The sequence below is a fragment of the Methylobacterium sp. E-065 genome, from assembly GCF_022829605.1.
Lineage (GTDB): Bacteria > Pseudomonadota > Alphaproteobacteria > Rhizobiales > Beijerinckiaceae > Methylobacterium.
Window position 1 is genome coordinate 13138 of sequence record NZ_JAKSYD010000295.1, and the last position, 22639, is coordinate 35776.

General features: G+C 71.0%; 22 protein-coding genes. 9 read left to right on the plus strand and 13 right to left on the minus strand.

Annotated features, from left to right (window positions below; translation table 11 throughout):
- The first annotated feature begins 4 nt into the window (after positions 1 to 4).
- Together MKK84_RS33290 and MKK84_RS33295 are read left to right on the plus strand one after the other, a co-directional pair.
- The gene (locus MKK84_RS33290) at positions 5 to 1030 is read left to right on the plus strand and encodes an ABC transporter ATP-binding protein (protein ID WP_243927005.1); all 1026 of its coding nucleotides are present in this window, start codon (positions 5 to 7) and stop codon (positions 1028 to 1030) included.
- A 70-nt stretch (positions 1031 to 1100) separates the two neighbouring features.
- A complete protein-coding gene (locus tag MKK84_RS33295) occupies positions 1101 to 2345 on the plus strand; it encodes a hypothetical protein (RefSeq protein ID WP_243927007.1) in 1245 nt (414 codons plus the stop codon).
- A 12-nt stretch (positions 2346 to 2357) separates the two neighbouring features.
- Here the strand turns inward: MKK84_RS33295 and MKK84_RS33300 are convergent, their stop codons facing one another.
- Positions 2358 to 3839, minus strand: a complete 1482-nt coding sequence (locus MKK84_RS33300) for a PLP-dependent aminotransferase family protein (protein WP_243927009.1) — start codon at positions 3837 to 3839, stop codon at positions 2358 to 2360.
- A 112-nt stretch (positions 3840 to 3951) separates the two neighbouring features.
- Here MKK84_RS33300 and MKK84_RS33305 point away from each other — a divergent pair, with 112 nt between their 5' ends.
- From MKK84_RS33305 to MKK84_RS33315, 3 genes are all read left to right on the plus strand, one after another.
- A complete protein-coding gene (locus MKK84_RS33305; protein ID WP_243927011.1) occupies positions 3952 to 4578 on the plus strand; it encodes an FMN-binding negative transcriptional regulator in 627 nt (208 codons plus the stop codon).
- A complete protein-coding gene (locus tag MKK84_RS33310) occupies positions 4575 to 5291 on the plus strand; it encodes a GNAT family N-acetyltransferase (RefSeq protein WP_243927013.1) in 717 nt (238 codons plus the stop codon). The genes MKK84_RS33305 and MKK84_RS33310 overlap by 4 nt, the downstream gene beginning before the upstream one ends.
- A gap of 300 nt (positions 5292 to 5591) precedes the next feature.
- Positions 5592 to 7688 carry a methyl-accepting chemotaxis protein gene (locus MKK84_RS33315; protein WP_243927016.1) on the plus strand — a complete coding sequence of 699 codons (2097 nt, stop codon included), beginning with the start codon at positions 5592 to 5594 and terminating at the stop codon, positions 7686 to 7688.
- An 81-nt stretch (positions 7689 to 7769) separates the two neighbouring features.
- Here MKK84_RS33315 and MKK84_RS33320 read toward each other — a convergent pair whose 3' ends face one another.
- Entirely contained in the window at positions 7770 to 9329 is a 1560-nt protein-coding gene (locus MKK84_RS33320; protein WP_243927018.1) for a GMC family oxidoreductase, read from the minus strand.
- On the minus strand, positions 9326 to 10750 hold the full coding sequence (locus tag MKK84_RS33325; RefSeq protein WP_243927020.1) for an alpha/beta hydrolase: 1425 nt from the start codon (positions 10748 to 10750) through the stop codon (positions 9326 to 9328). The genes MKK84_RS33320 and MKK84_RS33325 overlap by 4 nt, the downstream gene beginning before the upstream one ends.
- Before the next feature lie 123 nt (positions 10751 to 10873).
- Between MKK84_RS33325 and MKK84_RS33330 the strand changes: the two genes are divergently transcribed.
- Positions 10874 to 11629, plus strand: a complete 756-nt coding sequence (locus MKK84_RS33330; protein ID WP_243927021.1) for a GNAT family N-acetyltransferase — start codon at positions 10874 to 10876, stop codon at positions 11627 to 11629.
- A 151-nt stretch (positions 11630 to 11780) separates the two neighbouring features.
- Here the strand turns inward: MKK84_RS33330 and xseA are convergent, their stop codons facing one another.
- The 7 genes from xseA to MKK84_RS33365 all read right to left on the minus strand — a co-directional run bounded on the left by xseA (position 11781) and on the right by MKK84_RS33365 (position 17949).
- Entirely contained in the window at positions 11781 to 13469 is a 1689-nt protein-coding gene (gene xseA / locus MKK84_RS33335) for an exodeoxyribonuclease VII large subunit (protein ID WP_243927023.1), read from the minus strand.
- A gap of 52 nt (positions 13470 to 13521) precedes the next feature.
- Positions 13522 to 14994 (minus strand): MDR family MFS transporter, encoded by a 1473-nt coding sequence (locus MKK84_RS33340; RefSeq protein ID WP_243927025.1) that lies wholly within the window; start codon positions 14992 to 14994, stop codon positions 13522 to 13524.
- A gap of 371 nt (positions 14995 to 15365) precedes the next feature.
- Positions 15366 to 16694: an MFS transporter gene (locus MKK84_RS33345; protein ID WP_243927026.1), complete on the minus strand. Its 1329-nt coding sequence runs from the start codon at positions 16692 to 16694 to the stop codon at positions 15366 to 15368.
- Positions 16694 to 16897 carry an Rmf/CrpP family protein gene (locus tag MKK84_RS33350; RefSeq protein WP_243927029.1) on the minus strand — a complete coding sequence of 68 codons (204 nt, stop codon included), beginning with the start codon at positions 16895 to 16897 and terminating at the stop codon, positions 16694 to 16696. Before MKK84_RS33350 ends, MKK84_RS33345 begins: the two co-directional genes overlap by 1 nt.
- A 66-nt stretch (positions 16898 to 16963) precedes the next feature.
- A complete protein-coding gene (locus MKK84_RS33355) occupies positions 16964 to 17221 on the minus strand; it encodes a DUF6894 family protein (RefSeq protein WP_243927031.1) in 258 nt (85 codons plus the stop codon).
- Positions 17222 to 17308: 87 nt separating this feature from the next.
- On the minus strand, positions 17309 to 17572 hold the full coding sequence (locus tag MKK84_RS33360; RefSeq protein WP_243927032.1) for a hypothetical protein: 264 nt from the start codon (positions 17570 to 17572) through the stop codon (positions 17309 to 17311).
- A gap of 155 nt (positions 17573 to 17727) precedes the next feature.
- Positions 17728 to 17949 (minus strand): hypothetical protein, encoded by a 222-nt coding sequence (locus tag MKK84_RS33365; RefSeq protein WP_243927034.1) that lies wholly within the window; start codon positions 17947 to 17949, stop codon positions 17728 to 17730.
- Positions 17950 to 18242: 293 nt separating this feature from the next.
- Between MKK84_RS33365 and MKK84_RS33370 the strand changes: the two genes are divergently transcribed.
- Entirely contained in the window at positions 18243 to 18608 is a 366-nt protein-coding gene (locus MKK84_RS33370) for a c-type cytochrome (RefSeq protein WP_243927036.1), read from the plus strand.
- 169 nt (positions 18609 to 18777) lie between these two features.
- Here MKK84_RS33370 and MKK84_RS33375 read toward each other — a convergent pair whose 3' ends face one another.
- The 3 genes from MKK84_RS33375 to MKK84_RS33385 all read right to left on the minus strand — a co-directional run bounded on the left by MKK84_RS33375 (position 18778) and on the right by MKK84_RS33385 (position 20598).
- Complete coding sequence (locus MKK84_RS33375; protein ID WP_243927038.1) at positions 18778 to 19296, minus strand: MarR family winged helix-turn-helix transcriptional regulator; 519 nt, start codon at positions 19294 to 19296, stop codon at positions 18778 to 18780.
- Between the two features lie 211 nt (positions 19297 to 19507).
- Positions 19508 to 20449, minus strand: coding sequence for a site-specific tyrosine recombinase XerD (locus MKK84_RS33380; protein WP_279599855.1), 942 nt, complete (start codon positions 20447 to 20449; stop codon positions 19508 to 19510).
- Positions 20446 to 20598 carry a histidine kinase gene (locus MKK84_RS33385; RefSeq protein WP_243927040.1) on the minus strand — a complete coding sequence of 51 codons (153 nt, stop codon included), beginning with the start codon at positions 20596 to 20598 and terminating at the stop codon, positions 20446 to 20448. The genes MKK84_RS33380 and MKK84_RS33385 overlap by 4 nt, the downstream gene beginning before the upstream one ends.
- 269 nt (positions 20599 to 20867) lie before the next feature.
- On the opposite strand from MKK84_RS33385, the gene MKK84_RS33390 reads away from it, so the two are divergent.
- Both MKK84_RS33390 and aroB read left to right on the plus strand, forming a co-directional pair.
- Positions 20868 to 21479, plus strand: a complete 612-nt coding sequence (locus MKK84_RS33390; RefSeq protein WP_243927223.1) for a shikimate kinase — start codon at positions 20868 to 20870, stop codon at positions 21477 to 21479.
- Positions 21480 to 21492: 13 nt separating this feature from the next.
- Complete coding sequence (gene aroB / locus MKK84_RS33395) at positions 21493 to 22638, plus strand: 3-dehydroquinate synthase (RefSeq protein WP_243927042.1); 1146 nt, start codon at positions 21493 to 21495, stop codon at positions 22636 to 22638.
- Position 22639 lies beyond the last annotated feature (1 nt).

Genomic DNA, 22639 nt, shown 5'->3' on the forward strand with positions numbered 1-22639 from the left:
CCCGATGTCCTCTTCAGAACCCGCCGTTGCGCTCAAGGACCTGCGCGTCGCCTTCGGCAAGGTGCAGGTCGTCGACGGTGTCGACCTGACCCTGGAGCGCGGGCAGGCGCTGGCGCTCATCGGCGAATCCGGCTCCGGCAAGAGCGTGACCCTGCGGGCGATCCTGCGGCTGTTCCCGGAGGGGCGCAGCCGGATCGAGGGCGGGATCCTGGCCGCCGGCAAGGACGTGCAGGCCCTGACCAAGCGCCAGCTCGCCGATTTCCGCGGCGGCGACGTCTCGATGATCTTCCAGGAACCGCTGCTCGCCTTCGATCCGGTCTATACGGTCGGCCAGCAGATCACCGAGGCGATCCGGCGGCACGAGACGATCTCCAAGGACGAGGCCCGCAAGCGGGCGCTGGCCCTGTTCGAGCGGGTTCGGATCCCGAGCCCGGAGCGGCGCCTCGACAACTACCCGCACGAGATGTCGGGCGGCATGCGCCAGCGGGCCATGATCGCGCTGGCGCTCTCCTGCCACCCGCAGGTGCTGCTGGCCGACGAGCCCACCACGGCGCTCGACGCCACGGTGCAGATCCAGGTGCTGCTGCTGCTGCGTGAGCTGCAGCGCGATCTGGGCCTGTCGATCGTGATCGTCACGCACGATCTCGGCGCGGCGGTTGAGGTCGCCGACCGGATCGCCGTGATGTACGCGGGCAAGATCGTCGAGACCGGCACCGCGCATCAGGTGGTGCTGAACCCGCACCACCCCTACACGATCGGCCTCCTGCGCAGCCGCGCAGAGGGGGCGCTCGCCAAGGGCTCCCGGCTGGAGACCATCCCGGGCAGCCCGCCGGATCTCGCGAACCGCCCGCCGGGCTGTCCCTTCGCGCCGCGCTGCTTCCTGGCGGAGGAGCGCTGCCGCCGGGAAATGCCGCCGGTCGCCGCGATCGCCGCCGGCCACGACGTCGCCTGCTGGCGGACCGAGGAGGCCTCGGCCGCCTACCGGGCGGGGCCGACGCCGGTGCGCGCCGCGGAGCCGGTCCCGGCCTGACCTCGACGCCTGCGCGCAGAGTCTTTATCCGGCTTCGCGCGGCCCGGTTGTGGGCCGTCCGGGCGTGACGATGAGCCAACCCTCCTCCGCAATTCTGCTCGTCCCCCGGGGAGAGGCCGGCCATTTCCTGCCGGCTGCGCTCGGCTGGATGGGCAAGCCGATCACCGTCACGGCCGATCCGGGAGCGGCGCGCCACGTCCTCTGCCTGCCGGTGCTCGATTTCGTCCGCCTGGGTTTCCCGGAAGCGAACGGACGGCTGGATCTGCTGCACCCGGGCGATGTCGAGAACCTGCGCACCGGGCGCGCGGCGCTGCTGCTCGACCTCTCGAACGAGGGCCCGGGCCTGCACGCGCCAACCTTCGAGGCGCTCCACCGCAACCTCGACGGCCTCGGGATCCCCCGCGACCGGGTCGTGCTCGTGTCCCAGAACCACCTGTTGCGGCTGGAGTACGACCGGCTTTACGGCGACGGCCTGCGCTTCTGGACGTTCGAGTTCTTCCCGCTCCAGGTCGCCCTCTGGCTCGACGCGGAGGCCGGCCCGCGCCTCTTCCCGCAGCATCCGCTCGATCGCACCGGCTATGCACCATTCGCGCGGAGCGCGGGTCCGGCGCGCTTCCTGTGCCAGAACGCGGCCCTGCGCTGGCACCGGGTGCTGCTCTACCGCTGGTTCCAGCTCAACGGCCTGGACCGCGACGGTGTGATCTCCTTCCACGGCATCGGCACCGACAACCCGAAGGCGGGCGGCATCGACGTCTTTCACCGGCCGCCGGAGATCGAGGCCGCCTTCGGCCCGCTGCTGGCCGATATCGAAACCTGGATCCCCCGCCGGGCCCAGCGGATCGACGCCGACCAGGGCACCGACATGGTGATGACCCTGGACACGCAGGCTTACGCCGATTGCGACCTGACGGTGATCTCGGAGACCGACTTCTTCGAACCCGGCGTGGAGCGGATCACGGAAAAATCCCTGAAGGCCGCCGCGACCGGTCTGCCCTTCGTGATGGTCGGCGCCCCGCGCGCCGTGGCGCGGCTCTCCGAATTGGGGTTCCACACCTTCGACGACCTGATCGACCACGGCTACGACCCGATTGCCGACCCGATCGAACGCCTGCCGCAGGTGTTTCGCGCGATCGAGCGGGCTTGGACCGACTGCAAGGCGGATCGCCCGGCTTGGCACCGCCGGGCGCGCGAGCAGGCCGAGGCGAACGTCGCCCATGCGCAGAGCGGTCTGCTGCGGCAGCTGGACCGCGTGATGGTCGCGCCCCTCGTCGCGCGGCTGGCCCGGTTCGCCGAGACCGGCGCGATCGTGCCCTGAACGGGCTCCGTCTCACAGCATCTCCCGCAGCGCCTCCGCCAGGCGCCGCACCGCCGGGGCGATCGCCCGGTCGGGGACGGCAGCGTAGCCGAGCAGCAGCCCGGGCTCCGGCACCCCCGCGTGATAGGCCGAGAGCGCCACCGCGGAGATCCCGGCGTGGCCGAGCGCTGCCGCGGCGGCGGCATCGGTGAGGCTCGGCACCCAGGCCGGGCCGGGCCGCGCGATGAGATGCATCCCACCCTCCATCGGGTCGACCGCGATCACGTCCGCGGCGAAGGTCACGGCGGCCTCCACCAGAGCCTCCTGCCGCAGGGCGTAGAGGCGGCGGGTCCGGCGCAGATGACCGGCGAGGTGCCCGTCCTCGATGAAGCGCGCGAGCGCCCACTGGCCGATCCCGGGCGGGGCGGGACCGATCTCGGCGAGCGCTTGATTGACCGAGGCCACCAGCCCCCGGGGAAGGACAAGGTAGCTCAAGCCGAGGGCCGGCAGCAGGAGCTTGGAGAAGCTGCCGACGTAGATGACCCGGCCCGACCGATCGAGGGCGCGCAACGGCGCGAGCGGACGGCCGGCATACCGGTAGGCGCCGTCGTAATCGTCCTCGACGATCCAGCCCGCGACGGAATCCGCCCAAGCCAGGAGGTCGAGGCGGTTCTCCAGGCTCATGGTATGGCCGAGGGGGTAGTGGTGGGCCGGCGTCACCACGGCGAGCCGCGCACCGGGCGCCAGGAGGGCCGCGCGGGACGCCGACAGCCCGCCCGGTCCGACCGGGATCGGCACCGGCCGCAGGCCCGCGCTGGCCAGCGCCTGGGCAATCCCGGGAAATCCCGGCTCCTCCACCAGGGCGGTCTCCCCGGGATCGAGCAGCAGCTCCGCGAGCAGCCGCAGGCTCTGCCGGATGCCGGTCGTGACGATCACGTCGTCGGCCTCGCAGACGACGCCCCGCGCCTGCGCCAGATAGGCCGCGATGGCGCCGCGCAACGCCGGTGATCCGCGGGGATCCGGCGGCTCGGCCGGCCCCTGCCGCCATTCGGCCTGGAGCAGGCGCGCCCAGACCGCATACGGGAAGGCATCGGGTGCGGGACGGCCCAGCGCGAAGGCGTCGGGCGCGGTGGATCCCGCCATGTACCGCTGCCGCGGCGTCGCGGTGAGGCCGGCACCCCGGCGCGACAGGGTGGGCAGCGGTGCGACCGACGCTCCGACAAGCCGGACCGCCGACGGCACCGAATCGTCCGGCAGGGTCCCGGCGACGCGCGTGGCCGAGCCGGGGCGGGCGATCAGGTAGCCTTCGGCCACGAGCTGCTCGAGGGCGAGCACCACCGTGCCGCGGGCGCAGGCGAGGTCGGCGGCCAGCACGCGCGAGGCCGGGAGGCGAGCCCCGCGCGGCAGCCGGCGGTCGAGGATCGCCCGGCGCAACGCTTCCCGGAGCTGCACATGGAGCGGCAGCGGGTTCGCCGGATCGAGGCTGACGGGCAGCGGAAGCGGGGCCCTGGACATCCCGGCAAGTGGTCCAGTCGCGTTTCAGGAATTGGACCTTTCCTCTGGTCCACCGAATGGTCAAGCACCCCGGGCAAACGATGCGTTCACGTGACCCGACAGGAGGAGGCCCGTGTACCAGCCGCCACACTTCAGGGAGGATGCTCTCGAAGCCCAGCACGCGCTGATCCGCGCCTATCCGCTCGGCCTCCTGATCACCGCCGGGCCGGGGGGCCTGATCGCCAACCCGATCCCGTTCCTTATCGACGCCGGCGGGGAACACGGCATCCTGCGCGCGCATCTCGCGCGCGCCAACCCGCAGGGCGCAGAGCTCGCGGCGGTCGCCGAATGCCTCGTGGTGTTCCAGGGGCCGCAGGGCTACGTCACCCCGAGCTGGTACGCGAGCAAGCCGATTCATGGCCGCGTCGTGCCGACCTGGAACTACGCCACCGTCCATGCCTGGGGCCGCCCGCGCGTGATCGAGGACGCGGCATGGTTGCGGCGCCAGATCGCCGATCTCACCGCGCTGCGGGAAGGATCGCGCGCCGAGCCCTGGGCGGTGTCCGACGCGCCGGAGCCGTTCGTGGCGGCGCAGGTTCGGGCGCTGATCGGTCTCGAGATCCCGATCACGCGTATCGAGGGGAAGTGGAAGATGAGCCAGAACAGGACCGAGCTTGACCGGGCGGGCGTCATCGCGGGATTCCAGGCCGCGGGCGAGGCGGAACTCGCCGAACTGGTCGCCGAGCGGAGCCGGTCATGAGCGCACGCGTCGACGATTTCGGTCAGCCGATCGGACCGGCTCTGCCGGACTGGACGCCGCGTCCGCACCCGCCCCGGACGCCGATGGAGGGCCGCACCTGCCGGGTCGTACCCCTCGACGCCGAGGCCCACGCGGCCGGCCTGTTCGCAGCCTACAGCGCAGCGCCCGATCGGCGGACGTGGACTTATCTCTCCGACGAGATGCCCGAGAGCGAGGCAGCGTTCCGGGAGCGTCTCGAAGCCAGGGCGGCGAGCCGGGATCCGCTGTTCCAGGCGATCCTCGACCGCGAGAGCGGCGAGCCCCTAGGCATCGCCGCGTATCTGCGAATCGATCCGGCCAACGGCGTGATCGAGGTCGGGCACCTCCATTATGGGCCGCGCCTGCAGCGCAGCCCGGCCTCGACCGAAGCCATGGCGCTGATGATGGCGCGCGCCTTCGACGAGCTCGGCTACCGCCGCTACGAGTGGAAGTGCGACAGCCTCAACGCCCCGTCCCGGGCGGCGGCCCTGCGCCTGGGTTTCACCTTTGAGGGCATTTTCCGGAATGCCACCGTGGTGAAGGGTCGCTCGCGCGACACGGCGTGGTTCTCGATCACCGACGCGGACTGGCCGAAGGTCCGCGCCGGCTTCGAAGCATGGCTCGATCCCGTGAATTTCGACGCCGAGGGCCGCCAGCGGCGCGGGCTTGCCGCATTGCGCGGTGCGGCTGGCTGAGGGCACCCGTCCGGCGCAGCCACGGCGGACGCGTCGAGGCTGCCTGGGACGCGCCACGAACGGCGTCCCGGTCGATCGGAGTAAGTCGATCCTGCCAGGGAGCATGATGTAACCGACCGAGAAACCCGATCGGCTCCGGTGGAGAGCGGCGCGCACCGCAATGCAGACCGGTTCAAGACACATTGCGAAGTTGTCGATCTTATCGCCATACTCTGAAACTCCGAGTCTGCGCGCGAAAAAACAGGACCTTGTTCGCACAACTCTGGAAAATTGATCTATAAGCGACAGGGAATACAGAGCATGCGCGCGCTCAATATCTCGCTCCGGACGAATCTCTTTGCGGTCGTTGGGTTCCTCGGCCTCGCGCTCATCGCCGATGTCGCGGTGCGGGCGTGGCATGCGTGGGAGGTCGTGGCCGCGTCTGAAATCGCCAAGCTCGATGCCGTCGCGGACAAAGCCGTCTTGAACGCATTGCAGGCCCTTCGCTTCGAGCGGGGCAACAGCCTTTCCGGCCTCAAGGCGAGTACCGGGGAGGCCCGGACAGTCATCGAGCGGATCGCCAAGGTCCGCTCGGAAGTCGATGCGACGATGCGGGAGATCGGTTTGCAGGCGGCCGGGTTCGCCGACCCCGAACTCACGAAGGCCGCGGCAGAGACACACTCCGAGTATCGGGCGCTCGTCGCGCTGCGTCCGGCGATCGACCATGCGTTGGCCCGCACGGAAGACCGGGATGATGCGCTGGCGGAGCGCTGGGCGACGCAAGCGGACCGCCTGCTGGCGACGCTCGATCGTCTCTCAGTCGGCCTGGGAGACCGGATCCAGCGGATCGCGCCCGAAACCGGCTCCCTCGTGGCGATCAAGAACGCGGCGTGGCACGCCCGCTCCGCAGTCGGATCGGCCTATGCCACGCTCACGCAGGCGGTCGCCGGCCGGAAGCCCCTGTCGGCAGCCGAGGCGGAATCCATGGCGGCGAACCTGGGAAAGGCCGACGCCTTCTGGTCTTCCGTCCAAGAGCGCCTTCACCGGCCGGACGTGCCGGATCTGATCCGGCAGAACGTTGCCGTGGCGCAGGCGCGCATGTTCTCCGCCGAGAACGCCCAGTTCAGACACGCTGTCCGCGAGGGTCTAGTCGGCGGGGCGATGCCGATTTCCCTGGCCGACCTCCAGGCGGACAACGGCGTCCGCCAGCGCACGGTCCTGACCGTCGCGACGAGTGCGATGGATCAGGTCGTAGCCGCGACGGAAACCGCGGTCGAACGGGCGCGGCGGCTCATGACAGCGATGTCGGCCGTCATCGGGGCGGCGTTGCTCGTGGTCCTGGGGGGCCTGGCGATCACGCAGTTCCGCGTCGTCCGGCCGCTCACCGCCATGCAGGGGACGATGTCCAGGCTCGGGGCCGGTGATCTGGACGTCCGGATCCCGAGCTTGAACCGCCGCGATGAGATCGGCGTGATGGCGGCGGCCATGCAGGTATTCAAGGACAACCTGATCCGCACCCGCGCGCTCGAGGCGGAGACCGCCCAGGCGCGGCTGGCCGCCGAGGAGCAGCGCAGGACCGTCATGCGGCAGATGGCCGACGGCTTCGAGCGGGCGGTCGGCAGCATCATCGACCTCGTCTCGGCGTCGGCCACCGAATTGCAGGCCACCGCCCAGACCATGAGCGCCACCGCGGCCCAGACGGCCGACCAATCCACCACCGTGGCGGCCGCCGCCGAGCAGGCCGCCAGCAACGTCAGCACCGTGGCGGCGGCGGCCGAGGAACTGGGCTCCTCGGTTCTTGAGATCGGCCGACAGGTGCAGGGCTCCGCGGAACTCGCGCAGGCGACGGCTTCGGAGGCCGATCGGACCACCGCGCTGGTGCAGGAGCTGAGTGGGGCGGTCGCGCGCATCGGCGATGTGGTCGGGCTGATCGCCTCGATCGCGAGCCAAACCAACCTCCTGGCGCTCAACGCCACGATCGAGGCGGCCCGGGCCGGTGCCGCCGGCCGCGGTTTTGCGGTGGTCGCCTCGGAGGTCAAGGCGCTCGCCGAGCAGACCGCCAAGGCCACCGATGAGATCTCCGGGCAGATCACGCGGGTCCAGGCCTCGACCGGCCAGGCGGTGACGGCGATCGGGGTGATCACCGGGCGGATCCAGGATCTCAGCGGGGTGGCGACCACGATCGCCGCGGCGGTAGAGCAACAGGGCTCGGCGACCCAGGAGATCGTGCGCAACGTCACCCAGGCGGCGCAGGGCACTGGCGCGGTGAGGAGCAACGTCGCGGGCGTGGCGGATGCCGCCGAGGAGACGGGGGCGGCGGCGAGCCAGGTCCTCGGGGCGGCCTCCGAACTCTCGCGCCAGTCCGAGCACCTCTCCGCGGAGGTCGATCGCTTCCTCACGACGGTGCGGGCCGCGTAGGCCGACGGAACGCCCCTCGCGCGTCTCAGGCTGCCCCCGCGTCCGCCACGCTGCGCCGTTTCACCGTGCGCCGGCCGGACCTCAGCCCCGCCCGGCCGATCCGCCGCCCAGAAACGCGTCGGCGGTGCGCAGGCTCAGCGCCATGATAGTCAGCGCCGGGTTGGCAGCCAGCGAACTCGGGAAGGTCGAGCCGTCGCAGATCCACAAATTGTCGATGTCGAAGCTGCGGCCCTGCGGATCGACCACGGCGCTCGACCCATCGCGGCCCATCCGGCAGGTACCCAGCGTGTGCGCGACGCGCTCCAGCACCCAGATGTCGTCGGCGCCGGCCTGTTCCCACAGGTCACGCATCACCTGCGTGGCGTGGGCGTTGAGGCGGTTCTCGTTGGTGCCGTAGCCGAAGCTGATCTGGGGCTTGCGCATCCCGCGCGCGTCGGTTTCGTCGGAGAGCGTCAGCACGTTGGCGTCGCAGGGCAGCGTCTCGCCGTTGATGCCGATGCCGGCGAGGTTGTTGTAGCGGTCGAGATAGTCGAGGAGCGGCTTGCCCCACAGGCCGCGCCCACGCGCCACCGCGTTGCCGAAGGTCACCGGCACCACGCCGAGGCTCTGGATCAGGTAGCCGCCGGCGAAATCCGACCCCGCGCGGATGAAGTCCTCGGTGATGAGCGACGAGGGATAGCCGCGGTTCATCCGCACCTCGTGCGGGAAGGTGCCCCAGACCTGCGTCGCCACATGGCCCATGTAGTTCCGGCCGATCTGGTCGCTGGAATTGGCCAGCCCGCAATGCAGCAGCAGCCGCGGCGTCTCGACGGCGCCGGCGCAGAGGAAGACCGTGGCGCAACGCTGGCGCCGATCCTGGCCGTCCTGCCGGTAGACCACGGCGGTGATGCGCCCGTCCGTGCCGCGCTCCAGGCCGTGCACGAAGGCCTCGGCCCGGATCTCCGCACCGCGGGCCAGCGCCATCGGCAGGTAGGTGACATCCATGCTGGCCTTGGCGCCGTTGCGGCAGCCCTGGTGGCAGTAGCCGCAATTGATGCAGGCGCCGCGGTGGGGTCCGTCCTCGGACTGGAAGTCCCTCGAGACCACGGCCGCAGGCGCATCGGCCCAGCGGATGCCCCGGGCTTCGCAGGCCTGCGCCATGATCTGCGCGGGGCCGTTGCGCGGCACCGGGGGCAGGGGATAGCGCCGGTCGGCATCCCACGGATAGCTCTGCGCCCCCGAGACGCCGATGAAGCGCTCGACGCGCTCGTAATACGGCAGCAGGTCGTCGTAGCCGAGGGGCCAGTCGACGCCCTCGCCGGTCTCCGTGTGGAGCCGCAGGTCGCGGGCATCGGCCCGCGGCACGAAGGCACCCCAGTGCAGCGTCGAGCCGCCGACGCCGGTGCCGCTGTTGTTGCCGCCGAAGGCCTCCGGCGTGGAGCCGCCGCTGAGGCGCTCATCCGTCCAGTAGATCTCGTCGGCCAGGGTCTCGTCGAAGGCGAAGCGCTCCGGTGTGAAGTTCGGTCCGGCCTCCAGGGCCACGACCTTCAGGCCCGCCGCGGCGAGGCGGGCGAGAAGCGGCGCGCCGCCCGCCCCGGTGCCGACGATCACGGCATCGACGACGTCATCCTCGCGGTAGGTCCGCATCCCCGCGAAGTTCATCGTGCAGTCTCCCCGTGTGACGGTCGTGGTTCCCAGGCCTCGGGCGTGTCGAGCCCGACCGCGTGGAAGCCGGGCAGGTCCGTGGCGATCGCATCAGGCCGGTCGCCGCCGGCGCCGATCCCCGAAAAACCGATCCGCGCCAGGGCCGCCGGATGGCTGAGCCAGAGCCGGGCCGCGTCGCCGCGCAGGTCCTCGAACCAGAAGCGCATCCGGTCGGCGTCGAGCCGGCCGCCGAGCGTGTCCGGAACCGTCAGTTCGCCCCGCTGGCAGAGCGTCAGCAGCGCGTCCTGGTTGCCGGTGTCGAGGGCCACGAACGGGCGGCCGTGGGCCGTGCGTGCGGCAGCATCGAGGGTCCGCAGCGCGGCCCGATAGGCGTCCGGGTCGGCGGGCAGGGCCGAGAAGCGCCAGCCGTCGCCCTGTCCGGAGGCGAGGCGGCGGTCGATCCGTGCGGCCAGGTCGAGGCCGGCCTCGGGCAGGACCCGGGCGAGGGCGGCACGCAGGATCGCGAGTTCCACCGGGTCGATGGCCTCCGGCCGGTAGGCGGAATCATCCGGCTCGGCACGGGTGTTCAGTGCTTCGCGCAGCCGGCTGTTGACCCGCTCGGAGGCGATCAGCGTCGCGTAGGCGGCCGGAACTTCGGGCGGGCCGGCGACGGGCGCCGCGTCCCGCGTGGCGAAATGCTCGCGCACCGACCCGGCCAGGAGGTCGGGGCGCTCCAGCGGCAGGAGATGGCCGACGCCATCGACGGTCACGCGGCGATGCTGCGCGAGATGGGGCGCCATCAGCGCCTGCTGCGCGTCCGCGCCGAGATCGGCATCCTCCGAACCGGCCAGGATCAAGGCCGGCGTGCGCAGGACGCCGATGCGGCGGCACCAATCCTCCCGGGCACCGGACTCGAGCCAGGCCTTCCAGGCTTCCGGCGCGGCCCGGAGCACATCGGCCACAGCCGCGTCCTCGATCGCGCGATCCAGGGTAGTCCCAACATTCTCGCGCACGAAGGCCCTGGCCTCCCGCGCCCGCGTCTCGGGATCCGCGTCGATCCAGGCCCCCATCCGGGTGCGGCGCTCCTCCGGGATCGGCTCGGGGCTCGGCGGCGAGCCGGACACCAGGATCAGGTCGGTGAGGCCGGCAAGACCGGGCGCCCCGTCCTCGGAGCGGCGCGCCAGGGCCAGCGCCACCTTGGCCCCCATGCTGTGCCCCGCGATCCCGTAGGAAGCGGGTGCGCGGGCGCGGATGGCCTCCGCTACGTGATCGGCCATTGCGTCGACCGAGAACCCGGTCATGCCGGCTTCCTCGCCGAAGCCCGGCAAGTCTATGGGTACGCATGTCACGACGCCGTCGAGCGCCTCGGCGAGCCGCGCCCAACTTCGGGCAGACCCGCCGAGAAAGTGCAGGCAGAACAGGTATTCGGGTTCGGACATCGCGAAGACATCGCGCGGGCCTGGAATGCTTCAAGCGTACGCGACGCCGCACGGCAAAACTCTTGGCCGGAGGTCCGTTGGCCGCGTTCCCGCGGCATGCGATCACCGCGCCAGGAGGACATCATGACCGGGGATTCCGATCTGGCCTGGCGCGTGGATGAGGCCTGCCTCAACGCCTGGCCGAGCCCGCGCCAGATCCTGCTTGAGGGCTATCTGCTGCGCGCCGCGGGCGGCCGGTCGAAGCGGCAGAACTCGGTCAATCCGATGCGCGGAAGCGGCGCCCCCGAGCCTGCTATCGCGGCAGCTTGCGCGCTCTACCGGAGCCTCGGCCAGCGCCCGATCTTCCGCATTCCCGCCATCGCGCCGCAGATGGAGCCGCTCCTCGCACACGGCGCCTACGCGGTCGTTGACGAGACCTGCACCCTGTACCGCACCCTCGACGGCGTGCCGGATACGCTCGACCCGTCCGGCACCGTCGCGACGGCGCCCGGCGCGGAGTGGCTGGCGCTTCGCGACGCGGTGAACCAGGCCGACGCCGCGGCCGCGCAGGTGTTTCGCGACACGGTCGCGGCCCTGATGCTGCCGCGGGTTTTCTCCAGCACGGCCGCGGAGGACGGGATCGGGGCGATCGCCTTCGGGGTCCTCGACCGCGGGTTGCTGGTGATCGAGTCGGTTGCGACCCCCGCGCCCCTGCGCGGCCGCGGCCATGCCCGGCGCGCCGTGGGGGCGTTGCTCCGCTGGAGCCGGGCCCAGGGGGCCGAGGCCGCCTGCCTGCAGGTGGTAGCGGAGAACACCCCCGCGCGGGCGCTGTATCGCAGCCTCGGATTCGAGCGCGAGTTGTACCGCTACCACTACCGGGTCGGGCCAGAGCCGGGCTGAACGGGTGCCGCGCGGGCTGGCCTGCACGTCTTCGAGAGGGCGTTTTACCGTCGTTGTATCATTAATCGGGTCGCCTCTGCCGGCTTCGCCCGCACAGCGACGGGACGACCGGGTGGATTGCAGCGATGCGTTCCTTCAACCCGCCACCCTGTCAGGCGTCGAACAGCGAGCCCTGCCGCACCGGGCTGGCCGGCTTCGCGCTACGCCGTTCCGTCGGGCGAGAAGAGGTTGAGGTCGGCCGCGCGCCAGCCCGGCGCTTGGGCGAGTCGTCCGGATCCCGCTCCCCCTCCGGCACGACGGCGACAGTCCCGTCCGAAAACTGCAGACTGAGACGCGTGGCGGCGGCAGCCTCGGCGGCGCGGCGCATCGGCAGGCCGGCGGCGTCCCGGACCAGCACGTAACCCCGTTCGAGCACGGCATGGTAGCTGAGCGAGCCGAGGAGCCCGGCCAGCCCCTCCAGGCGATCCCGGCGCCGCTCGATCCCGCGCGCGCCGGCCTGGGCCAGGCGGTCGGACAGGGCGAGCAGCCGGTCGGTCCGGCGCGCCTGCAGGGCGCGGGCCCGCTCCAGGCTCGCGTCGCGGGCGACGACAAGGCGGCGCCCGAGTTGGACCAGCGCCTCGCCCTTGCGCTGCACGTCGTTGCGCAGGGCGTGGAGCGGCCGGTGATCGATCCGCGCCAACCGGGCGCGGGCATTGGCCAGCGCCACATCGGGCGAACGCCGCGCCATCCGGTCGAGCAGGAGCTGGAGCCGTGCCCGATGCCGGCTTGCACCCGCGGCCAGGGCCGGCGCGAGGCGCGCCTCCGCGAGATCGAGCCGCTGACGCTTGGCCGCCAGCAGGGCATCGGCGCTCGGCAAGGCCCGCCCCAGCGCCCGCAAGTCCACCCGGTCGCGCTCGATCCGGCGCCCGACCGCGCCGAACGCACGAGCGGAGAGATCCGCCACCGTGGCGATCAGTTCGGCCCGGACCGGCACCGCCATCTCGGCGGCCCCGGTCGGGGTCGGGGCGCGGCGATCGGACACGTAATCGATCAGCGTGGTGTCGGTCTCGTGACCCACCGCCGAGATCAGCGGGATCGCGCTCTCGAAGGCGGCGCGGACCACGCATTCCTCGTTGAACGCCCAGAGATCCTCGATCGAGCCTCCGCCGCGGGCGACGATCAGCACGTCCGGGCGCGGGATCGAGCCGCCGGGCTTCAGGGCGTTGAAGCCGCGGATCGCGGCGGCGACCTCCTCGGCCGCGCCGTCGCCCTGAACCCGCACCGGCCAGACCAGGACGGGGCGCGGGAAGCGATCTTCCAACCGGTGGAGGATGTCCCGGATCACCGCGCCGGTGGGCGAGGTGACGACGCCGACGACGCGCGGCAGGTAGGGGATCGCGCGCTTGTGCTCGGGCGCGAACAGCCCCTCGGCGGCAAGCTGCTTCTTGCGCTCCTCCAGCAAAGCCATCCAGGCGCCGAGGCCCGCCGGCTCCAGGCTCTCGACCACGATCTGGTACGACGATTTGCCCGCGAAGGTGGTGATGCGCCCGGTGGCGATCACCTCCAGCCCCTCCTGGGGCCGCTGGCGCAGGCGCCCGAACACGCCCTTCCAGACCACCGCATCGATGCGCGCCTGCCCGTCCTTCAGCGAGAAGTAGGCATGGCCCGAGCCGTGCTGCCCGCGATAGCCCGAGATCTCGCCGCGCAGGCGCACATGGCCGAACGCGTCTTCGAGGGTGCGCTTCAGCGCGCCCGCGAGGTCGCCCACCGACCATTCGGGCTGGTTCGCATTCAGCACGCTGGTCGGCGGGATGTCCGTCGCGGGCGGGGCGGCGGGGCGCGGGGGTGGAACGAGGGGCATGGTGGGAGGCTAATGCATGAGGCCGCGGCACGGAAGCATCCAGGCTCGCCGCCTACTCCACCGCGAGCTCGCGCGGCCCCTCCGAGATCGCCACGGGCGGCACGAGGAGCGACAGGAGCAGGGTCAACACGGCGATCGCAAAGACGGTCCAGAACGTCCCGTGGAGCGCATGCTGCAGCCCGGCCCGGATCGCCTCGCCGCCAGCGCCGAAGCTCGACGGATCGTCGAGCAGGCGCCGGAGTTCATCCGAACTGACCGTGGCCCCGCTCGTCGGATGCGCCAGCCGGTAGTTCAGGACGGCGCCGAGCGCAGTCGCGCCGAGCGTCGAGCCCAGGTTGCGCGCAAAAATGTTCGACGCGGTGGCAGCCCCGCGCTGCGCCCAGGCGACGCTGTCCTGGATGATCACGATGGCGGCGGTGGACAGGAAGCCCATGCCCAGCCCCATCACGATCGAGCCCGCAGCCGCCACGGCGGGTGAAGTCGATGGCCCCAGGGCGACGAACGCGGTGGCCCCGAGCGGCAGGAGTACCGCGCCGACCAGCAGGATCGGGCGCAGGCCGAAGCGCACGAAGCTGCGCGCCGCGGTCGTCGCGCCGATCGGCCAGCCCAGCACCATCAGGGTCAGGGTCAGGCCGGCGATCAGCGGCGATTGCTGCAGCACGCCCTGGACGTACATCGGCAGGAAGGCCGTGAGCCCGATCACCGTCATGCCGGACAGGAGTGTCGCGGTGTTGGCGGTGGCGATCGGCCGCTGCATCCACCGGCGGATGTCGAGCATCGGGTCGGGCGCGCGGCGCTCCTGCAGCACGAACAGGAGCGCGGCGACCACGAAGGCCACGCCTGGCCAAAGCGCTGCTGCAGCCGACTCGCCCGCCTGGGTCAGCGCGATCATCAAAGCCGCGATCGCGGCGGTGAACAAGCCTGCGCCGATCACGTCGATCTGGCGGCTGCGGCGCTCGACGCCCTCGTGCAGGAACCGGAGGAACAGGCCCGCCGCGATGAGACCGATCGGCAGGTTGATCCAGAAGATCCACGGCCAGCTCAGATGGCCGATGATCAGCCCGCCGACCAGCGGGCCGGCCACCGACGAGATGCCCCAGACGCTGGCGAGATAGCCCTGGACCCGGCCGCGCTCCCGCGCCGAATAGAGATCCCCGACCACCGTCAGGCTCACCGGCTGGATCGCCCCCGCGCCGATCCCCTGCACCAGGCGGAACAGGATCAGCGAGGGCATCGACCACGCGAGGCCGCAGAGCAGCGAGCCGAGGAGGAACACCGCGATGCCGAACAGCAGGACCGGCCGGCGCCCGTAGAGGTCGGACAGCTTGCCGAACACCACCGTGGTGGCCGTCTGGGTCAGCAGGAAGGACGCGAACACCCAGGCATAGAGGTGGAGATCCCCGAGCTGACCGGCGATCTGCGGCATCGCGGTCGAGACGATCGTCGCCTCGATGGCGATCATGAACATCGCCGCCATCACCGCGGCGAGGACCAGGGGGCGGTGCGTCTCAGGGGGTGTCGGCATTAGACCGATCTAGGCCCAGCGCGGCTCACAACCTAGCATCGCCGCGAGGGAGCAGCTCCGTTGGGGCGACGTGCGTGCGCGATCACACATCGGTGACGCGGGCCCACCGCGCCGACGAAGGGGCCTGCGGCAACCGTATCCCCTGCGATATTTGCAGATCTCCGACGAAGATCGGCAGGGGCGGCAGAGCGCGACAAGTCCAATCTCCCGTGCGGGCTACAATATTCACGGATCGGGAACTGGAAGCGCACGTCTCCCTCCCCCCTTTGCGGGGGAGGGAGTTGCGCGCCCGCCCGTCAGCCCTATCCAACCCGAATTTGCGTCCGCAAGACCCTGCTGCGGAGGCCTCTCTCCAAAGTCTGGCAACCCGATCAGCGAGCCCCGGCCTCCTCGTTCGAGTCGAGGTCGCGCCCGCGGGTCTCCGGCATCAGGAAGGCCGCGACCGTCCCAATGAGGCTGAAGGCCGCGAGGTAGTAGGCGGGCGTAAGCCGGTCCCCGGTCGTGGCGATCAGCCAGTTCACCACGAAGTTGGTGCTGCCGCCGAACACCGAGACCGAGACCGCGTAGACGATCGACAGGCCGGCGCTGCGCACCGCCCGGGGCAGGGCCTCCGGGATGCCGACGATCACCGCGGCAGCGTTGATGGAGGAGAGCGCCGAGAGCAGGAACGTCACCGCGTAGACGCTGGCCGCGCTCGGCGCCTGCACCACCCAGGCGAAGGCCGGGACCGCCAGGATCAGGATCAGCGCCCGCGGCCAGATCATGACGGGCCGCCGGCCGATCCGGTCGGCCAGCCAGCCGCCCAGCAGCGGGAACGCCACCGAGGCGAGCCCCAGCGCGATCGGCACCGCGGTTGCGGCGGTCTCGCTCAGGCCGAGCGTCGCGCCGGCATAGACCGGCATGTTGGTGCCGATGGCGTTCGAGACGGTCGAGGCGGAGATCACCAGGAAGGTCACACCGAGCAGCCGGCCGTGGTCGCGCAGGAGCCGGCCGACCACCGCGAGGGTCGAGTCGGCCGCGTTCGGATCCGCCTCGACGCCCGCCGTCTCCGGCAGGTGGCTGCGGATGACGAGGCCGACCGGCACGACGCCGAGACCCAGCACGAACATCAGCCGCCAGCCCCACTCGCTCATCGCCTGATCGCCGACGACGAGCGCCAGGGTGGTGGCCACGATCCCGGCGAACAGGGCGGCGCAGCCCTGGCTGGCGATCTGCCAGCTGGTCACGAAGCCGCGCCGGTCCGGGGGTGCGGCCTCCAGCAGGTAGGCGGTGGACGGGCCGACCTCGCCGCCGAGCGCCAGGCCCTGGATCAGCCGCCCCGCGATGACGATCACCTGCGCCCAGCCGCCGATCGCCGCGTAGGACGGGCAAACGGCCAGCATCAGCATGCCGAGCGCCATGAGCGCGATCGTGATCAGCATCGCGGGTTTGCGCCCGGCGCGATCGGCGAAGGCGCCGATCAAGGCCCCGCCGATCGGCCGCATGACGTAGCCGATGCCGAACAGCGCCAGCGATGCGAGCAGGCTGTGGGTCGGGTCGGCCGCCGGGAAGAACGCCGCCCCGATGGGCTTGGCGAAGAAGGCGTAGACCGTGAAGTCATAGAACTCGAGCGCGTTGCCCAGCACCACGGCGCCGACCGCCTTGCGGTCCAGGGCCGGATGCGCGGCGGCGCCGGGATGGGCTCCGGTCCGGGCGTCCATCACCGCCCCCCGTTGATCGGATGCTCGGCGATGCCGCCCGTTATGGGCTCGGCGCCGTCCGCCAGCGCCGCATCGTAACCAGCGAGCCAGAGCGCGCGGGCCTGCGTGCCCTCGGCGTAGGGGCAGGCCTCCCGCGCCAAGCCCTTGGCGGGCGCAGCCTGGCCGAGCGCATGCGCGTCGAGGTCGTTCGGGGGTGTGTCCATCGTGGCGCAGATCCTGATCACTCGCGGTCGACGCGATGTAGGGCGCTTGAGCGCATCGCGCCGCTGTCAGTGCAGGATCGGATCGTCCGTGGTCGGAATGGCGACCACCTCGCTGAACGGAAATTCCAGCACGATGTCGCCAGCCGCATCGGCGACGATCAGGCAGGCGGTCAGGAGCCGGGCTTGGTCCCCCTGCTCGCGCAGGGCCGCACGGATCGTGTCGCGTGCCCTGTCCCAGGCTGCGTCCGGGTCGCGCAGCTCGACGCCGGTCGGATCGCTGATCAGGTCGTCGCCGATCTGCGTGTGGAAGAAATAGCGCGGCATGATCCCGTCACCTCCGAGAACGGGCCCCGGGCGGGGCACGGCGCTCACGTGGTGATCCGGGCCGGCCAGCGCACGCAAGGCCGCGGCTCAGCCGTTGGCCGACCGCATTTCTGTAGGCACGGGGACCGGCCGTAGGGTGCGCACCTGTGCGGATCCGGCGTTTGCGCGCTGATGCTTCTCCATCACCATCAGCGGCCGCAATTCGGGCTCCGCGAAATCGAGCAATCGGGCATTGCGCCAGCGCGGCTTTCCGGCGCCACGGCCGAACCACCGGGGCTTCTCCTCCTCGACCAGCAGCACGAGCCGCCCCGTCCAGGATTTTCGAAACCAGAAGCGCCCGGTCAGCGACATGGTCTGGTTCCTCGCACAGAGCGCCTGCCGCGCAGGCCAAGAACAATCTTGGCCGCAGCATCGCCTGTCGATAGCGGATTTGACCGGGCAAGTCTTGATTGATCGGCCGGACGCATGCGTGGATCGTCGCTGTCCACAGGGCCCCGGGGAGCCCCCTAACCCACGATATGGCGGACGATCAGCAGCATCACGATCAGCCAGACCAGGCCCGATACGCCGTACACGAAGCCCCGCAGCAAGGCGGATTCCAGTGCAACATGGGCGGACGCGCCATCCCGCGCGGGCAGCCTGTGCTCCCTCGGCGGCAGCCGCGCGGATGGGGTCGCGGCGAGCAGGCGCGTCAGGCTTGTCGGAAGCGGTCGTTCGTCGGTCTGCACGGCATCATGAGGCTTACAGGACGGGCGACCGGGGCCACAAGCCGGCCCGTGACCGATGAGGCCTTCGTACGGTGTCTCGGTCCCCGAGCCGGCCCGCGGCGTGGCTTCGATGTGCCGCACCGAGCCGGGATCGCGATGATGCACTCAGGCTTTGCCGGTCGCCGTCGCGGTCGGGCGGGGGGCCGGGCCGGGTGGGACCGTTGCGCCTTGGCTGTAACTTCAATTAGACCTATTCCAGGCAGGACCATTCTGCCCACAGTGCTGCCGCGACGGCGGCCAATAGGAGGAAATCCATGCGTTCACTCGTTCTCGGCGCCGTCCTTGCCGTTCTGGTTCCGCTCTCGGTTCAGGCCCAGGAGGCCGGAGACGCGGCCGCCGGCGAGAAGGCGTTCGCCCCCTGCAAGGCTTGCCACAACTTTCAGAAGAATGGCGTCGGACCTGATCTGAAGGGCGTCGTGGGCCGCAAGGCGGGCACCTACGAAGGCTACAGCTACTCGGCGGCCCTGAAGAATTCGGGCATCACCTGGGACGAGGCCAATCTGCACGAGTGGCTGAAGAACCCGAAGGCGAAGGTGCCCGGCACCAAGATGATCTTCCAGGGCTATCCGGACGATAAGAAGATCAACGACGTGATCGCCTACCTGAAGACGCAGTCCTAAGTTCCGTCCGCACGGATTGTGACCCCGGGGGTGGCCGAAGGGCCGCCCCCGACCTGTTTCGGGACCGCTGAAGTCCGTACCCGATCGCGCCGCCATCGTGCGCCGCTGTGCACCCTGGTCGCGACACGCCCTCTCGAGCCGAACCGGTGCGCGGGCGGCAGGGAGCGCTCTAATCCGCGATGATGCCGGCCTGCAGGCCCATCCGCAGCGTCACAAGATCGTGAAGCAAGGCCTTCCGGCCCTCCGTATCGAGGCCGGTCAAGCCGCCGGCATCGTCGGGGATGCAGGCGAGGACGTCGCGCAGCTTGGCGCCGGCCGGTGTCAGGAAGATGCTGACCTGCCGCTCATCGACCCGGTCCCGGGCCCGACGCACGCGGCCCGACGCTTCGAGGCGCTTCAGCAACGGGGTCAGCGTGCCGGAATCGAGGAACAGGCGGTTGCCGATCTCCTTGACCGACAGGCCGTCCTGTTCCCACAGCACCAGCAGCACGAGATATTGTGGATAAGTCAGCTCGTAGCGGCCGAGGAGGTTGCGATAGGCGCGGCCGAAGGCGTGTGCGGCGGCGTAGACCGCAAAGCACAGCTGGTTGTCGAGCCGCTGCCGCTCCTGCTGCGTCGACGGGTCGACGGTTGCATGATCCGACTGGTTCGGCACAGCGCCGCTCTGCAGAGCAGTCGGGCCTGGCATGGATTGATCTCTCTCTGGTAAAGTCTGGCTCGCGTACCGGTATGGCGATCCGTCACATTTAGGCAGTTCGGCATACAAGAACAATCGTCGCAAGCGTCAGGGCACGCGCCGCGTCATTGCGACAGGACATGGTTGCCGACGCTGAAACGCCCCCGACGCCGTCTGGGCTTCCCGTAAACGCCCTTGTGACCGGCCGTTCCGCGACAGTCCGTCAGCCGTCCATCAACGGGTGCAGATCCCGGACCATCGCCTTCAGGCGCTCATCGAGCACGTGGGTGTAGATCTGGGTGGTCGAGATATCGGCGTGGCCGAGCAATTCCTGGACGATGCGCAGATCGGCCCCGTTCTGCAGCAGATGACTGGCGAAGGCGTGGCGCAGCACGTGCGGGCTCACGCGGTCCGGCCGCAATCCGGCCGCCAAAGCTGCGGCCTTCAGGTCGCGGGCGAAGGCCTGCCGGGTCAGATGGCCGCTGTCGCTGTCGGCGGGGAAGAGCCACGGGCTTTCCTCCGGCACCGCCGAAAGATGGACCGTCATGGCGGCGCGGGCCGCGTCGGTGAGCGGCACGAGGCGCTCGCGTCCGCCCTTGCCCTTGACGATCAGGTATCGCTCGCGGCTCGCCCCCGCAGCCCGGGGCAGGGAAACGAGTTCGGATACGCGCAGGCCCGTGGCGTAGAGGAGTTCGAGCAGGCACATCATCCGGCGCGCCCGCCGGGCCGGGCCGGGCGCCTGTTCGGCGTCGGCAGCCGCCTGCGCGACGGCCAGGAGGCGGTCGACCTCGACCACCGACAGGATCTTGGGCAGCGTGCGGCCCTGGCGCGGTCCCGAGACCGCGACGCTCGGGTCGACCTCGGCGAGACCCTCGGCGTACAGGAACTTGTGGAAACCGCGCACGCAGGACAGGCGCCGCGCCGCCGACGAGGCCTTGAGACCGCGCGTCTCCAGATCGACCAGGAAGGCGCGCAGCGTCCCGGCATTCACGGCATCGCGGGCGATCCCCGAACGGACGAGGTAGGCCAGATAATCATCCAGGTCGCGCCGATAGGCGGCCAGGGTGTTGGCGCTGGCACCGCGCTCGGCGGCCAGCATGTCGAGATAATCGGCGACCTCGGTGCTGGACGCCCCGTCGCCGCCGCCGTCCTCCGTCGCGCTCAACGGTTGCCGGGCTGCAGCTTCGAGGCGGGGATGGCCACGCTCATCTCCCGCGGCGTCGGCTGAATGAAGGTCGCGAGCGCGAACATCGCCGCGAAGACGAGACCCGCCAGGATCGCAAGGGTGGCGAAGAAACGGAACAGGGTCGGCACGTCGGTCGAACCTCGGGCAGACGATACGGTCGGCGGGGGAAAACGGGCGGCGGCTTTTCCCAACCGACGCGGGTGCCCGGTTTCGACCATGCGAACAAGGCGCTGACAAGGCCCACAACGACACAGCGATGCGTTTCGCTGGCCGCTTGAATCGCGCTAAGAGCCTGCCGCAGGATGGAGGATCGCCCGGCGCCGTGCGCCCGGTGCGGCCAAGGGGGCACCGAATCGAAGCGGTGCGACGGATGTTGGAAGCGGCGGTACACGGGGTGATGCAGGAGTCGGTGGGCGAGGCGGAGGGTGGCGAACCGATCGAGGCGCGGCTGCGCCGCGCGCTCGGCCTGCGCTCGATCGTGCTCGTGGGGTTGATGGGAGCCGGAAAGAGCACCGTCGGCCGGCGCCTCGCGAGCCGCCTGGGTCTGATCTTCAAGGACGCCGACATCGAGATCGAGGCGGCGGCCGGTCTGACCATCCCCGACATCTTCGCCATCTACGGCGAGCCGAGCTTTCGCGACGGCGAGGAGCGCGTGATCTCGCGCCTGTTGCGGGCCGGGCCCCTGGTGCTGGCCACTGGCGGCGGCGCCTATCTGCGTGAGGCCACCCGCCTGCGCATCACGGAATCGGCGATCTCGGTCTGGCTCAAGGCCGACCTCGACGTCCTGATGCGGCGGGTGCGCAAGCGGGGCAACCGACCGCTCCTCCAGACCGAGGACCCCGAGGCGACGATGCGCGAGCTGATGGCGGTCCGCCACCCTGTCTACGCCGCGGCCGACGTGATGGTGATCTCGCGGGAGGTCTCGCACGACCGGGTCGTGCAGGACGTGCTGGAGGCGCTGGACGCGCATCTCAGCGGCGAACGCTCGATCTCGCTCGCCGCGCAGTAGGAATTCATTGACCGTGACCGAGCCCACGCCCCGCCCCGAGCCGCTGACCGTCCACGTCCCCCTCGACGGCGGCCGTGCCTACGACATCCGGATCGGGCGCGGCCTGATCGATACGGCGGGCGAGGCGGTGGCCGCACTCGGCGGCCGCCGGGCCGCGATCGTCACGGACGAGACTGTCGGGGCGCTCTATGCCGGCCGCCTGCGGGAGAGCCTGGAGCGGGCCGGCCTGCAGGCGGGCGTGGTGACGGTGGCGCCCGGCGAAGGCTCGAAATCCTACGCGGGCTACGCCGCGGTCTGCGACGGGCTGCTCGGCCTCAAGGTGGAGCGTGGGGACCTCGTGGTGGCGCTCGGCGGCGGCGTGGTCGGCGACCTCGCGGGGTTCGCCGCCGCAACCCTGCGGCGGGGCGTGCGCTTCGTCCAGGTGCCCACCAGCCTGCTCGCGCAGGTCGATTCCTCGGTCGGCGGCAAGACCGGCATCAACGCGCCCCTCGGCAAGAACCTGATCGGCGCCTTCCATCAGCCCCGCCTCGTGCTGGCCGATACCGCGACCCTCGACACCCTGTCGGAGCGCGAGATGCGCGCCGGCTACGCCGAGGTCGCCAAGTACGGGCTGATCGCCGATTCGGGCTTCTTCGATTGGTGCGAGGTGAACTGGCGGGGCATTTTCGCCGGTGGACCGGAGCGCGAGGCGGCCGTGGCGGCCTGCTGCCGCGCCAAGGCTGCGGTCGTGACCCGCGACGAGCGGGAGGATGGCGAGCGCGCCCTGCTCAATCTCGGCCACACCTTCGGGCATGCCCTTGAACGCCTGACCGGCTACGATTCGGCGCGACTGGTCCATGGCGAGGGCGTCGCGATCGGTCTCGCGCTGGCGTTCCGCTTCTCGGCCCGGCTCGGCCTGTGTGCCGGCCAGGAGGCCGGCCGCGTCGCCAACCATCTGGCGCTCGCGGGCCTGCCGACCCGCCTCCAGGCGGTCCCGGGCGGGTGCGGCGGCGCCGAGGCGATCGTGGACGCGATGGCGCAGGACAAGAAGGTGCGGGACGGCGCACTGACCTTCATCCTCGCCCGCGGAATCGGCCAGAGCTTCATCGCGCCGGGCGTGGACCGGTCCGCGGTGACGGCCTTCCTGCGCGACGAGCTGACCGCCCAATCCGACGCGTGAT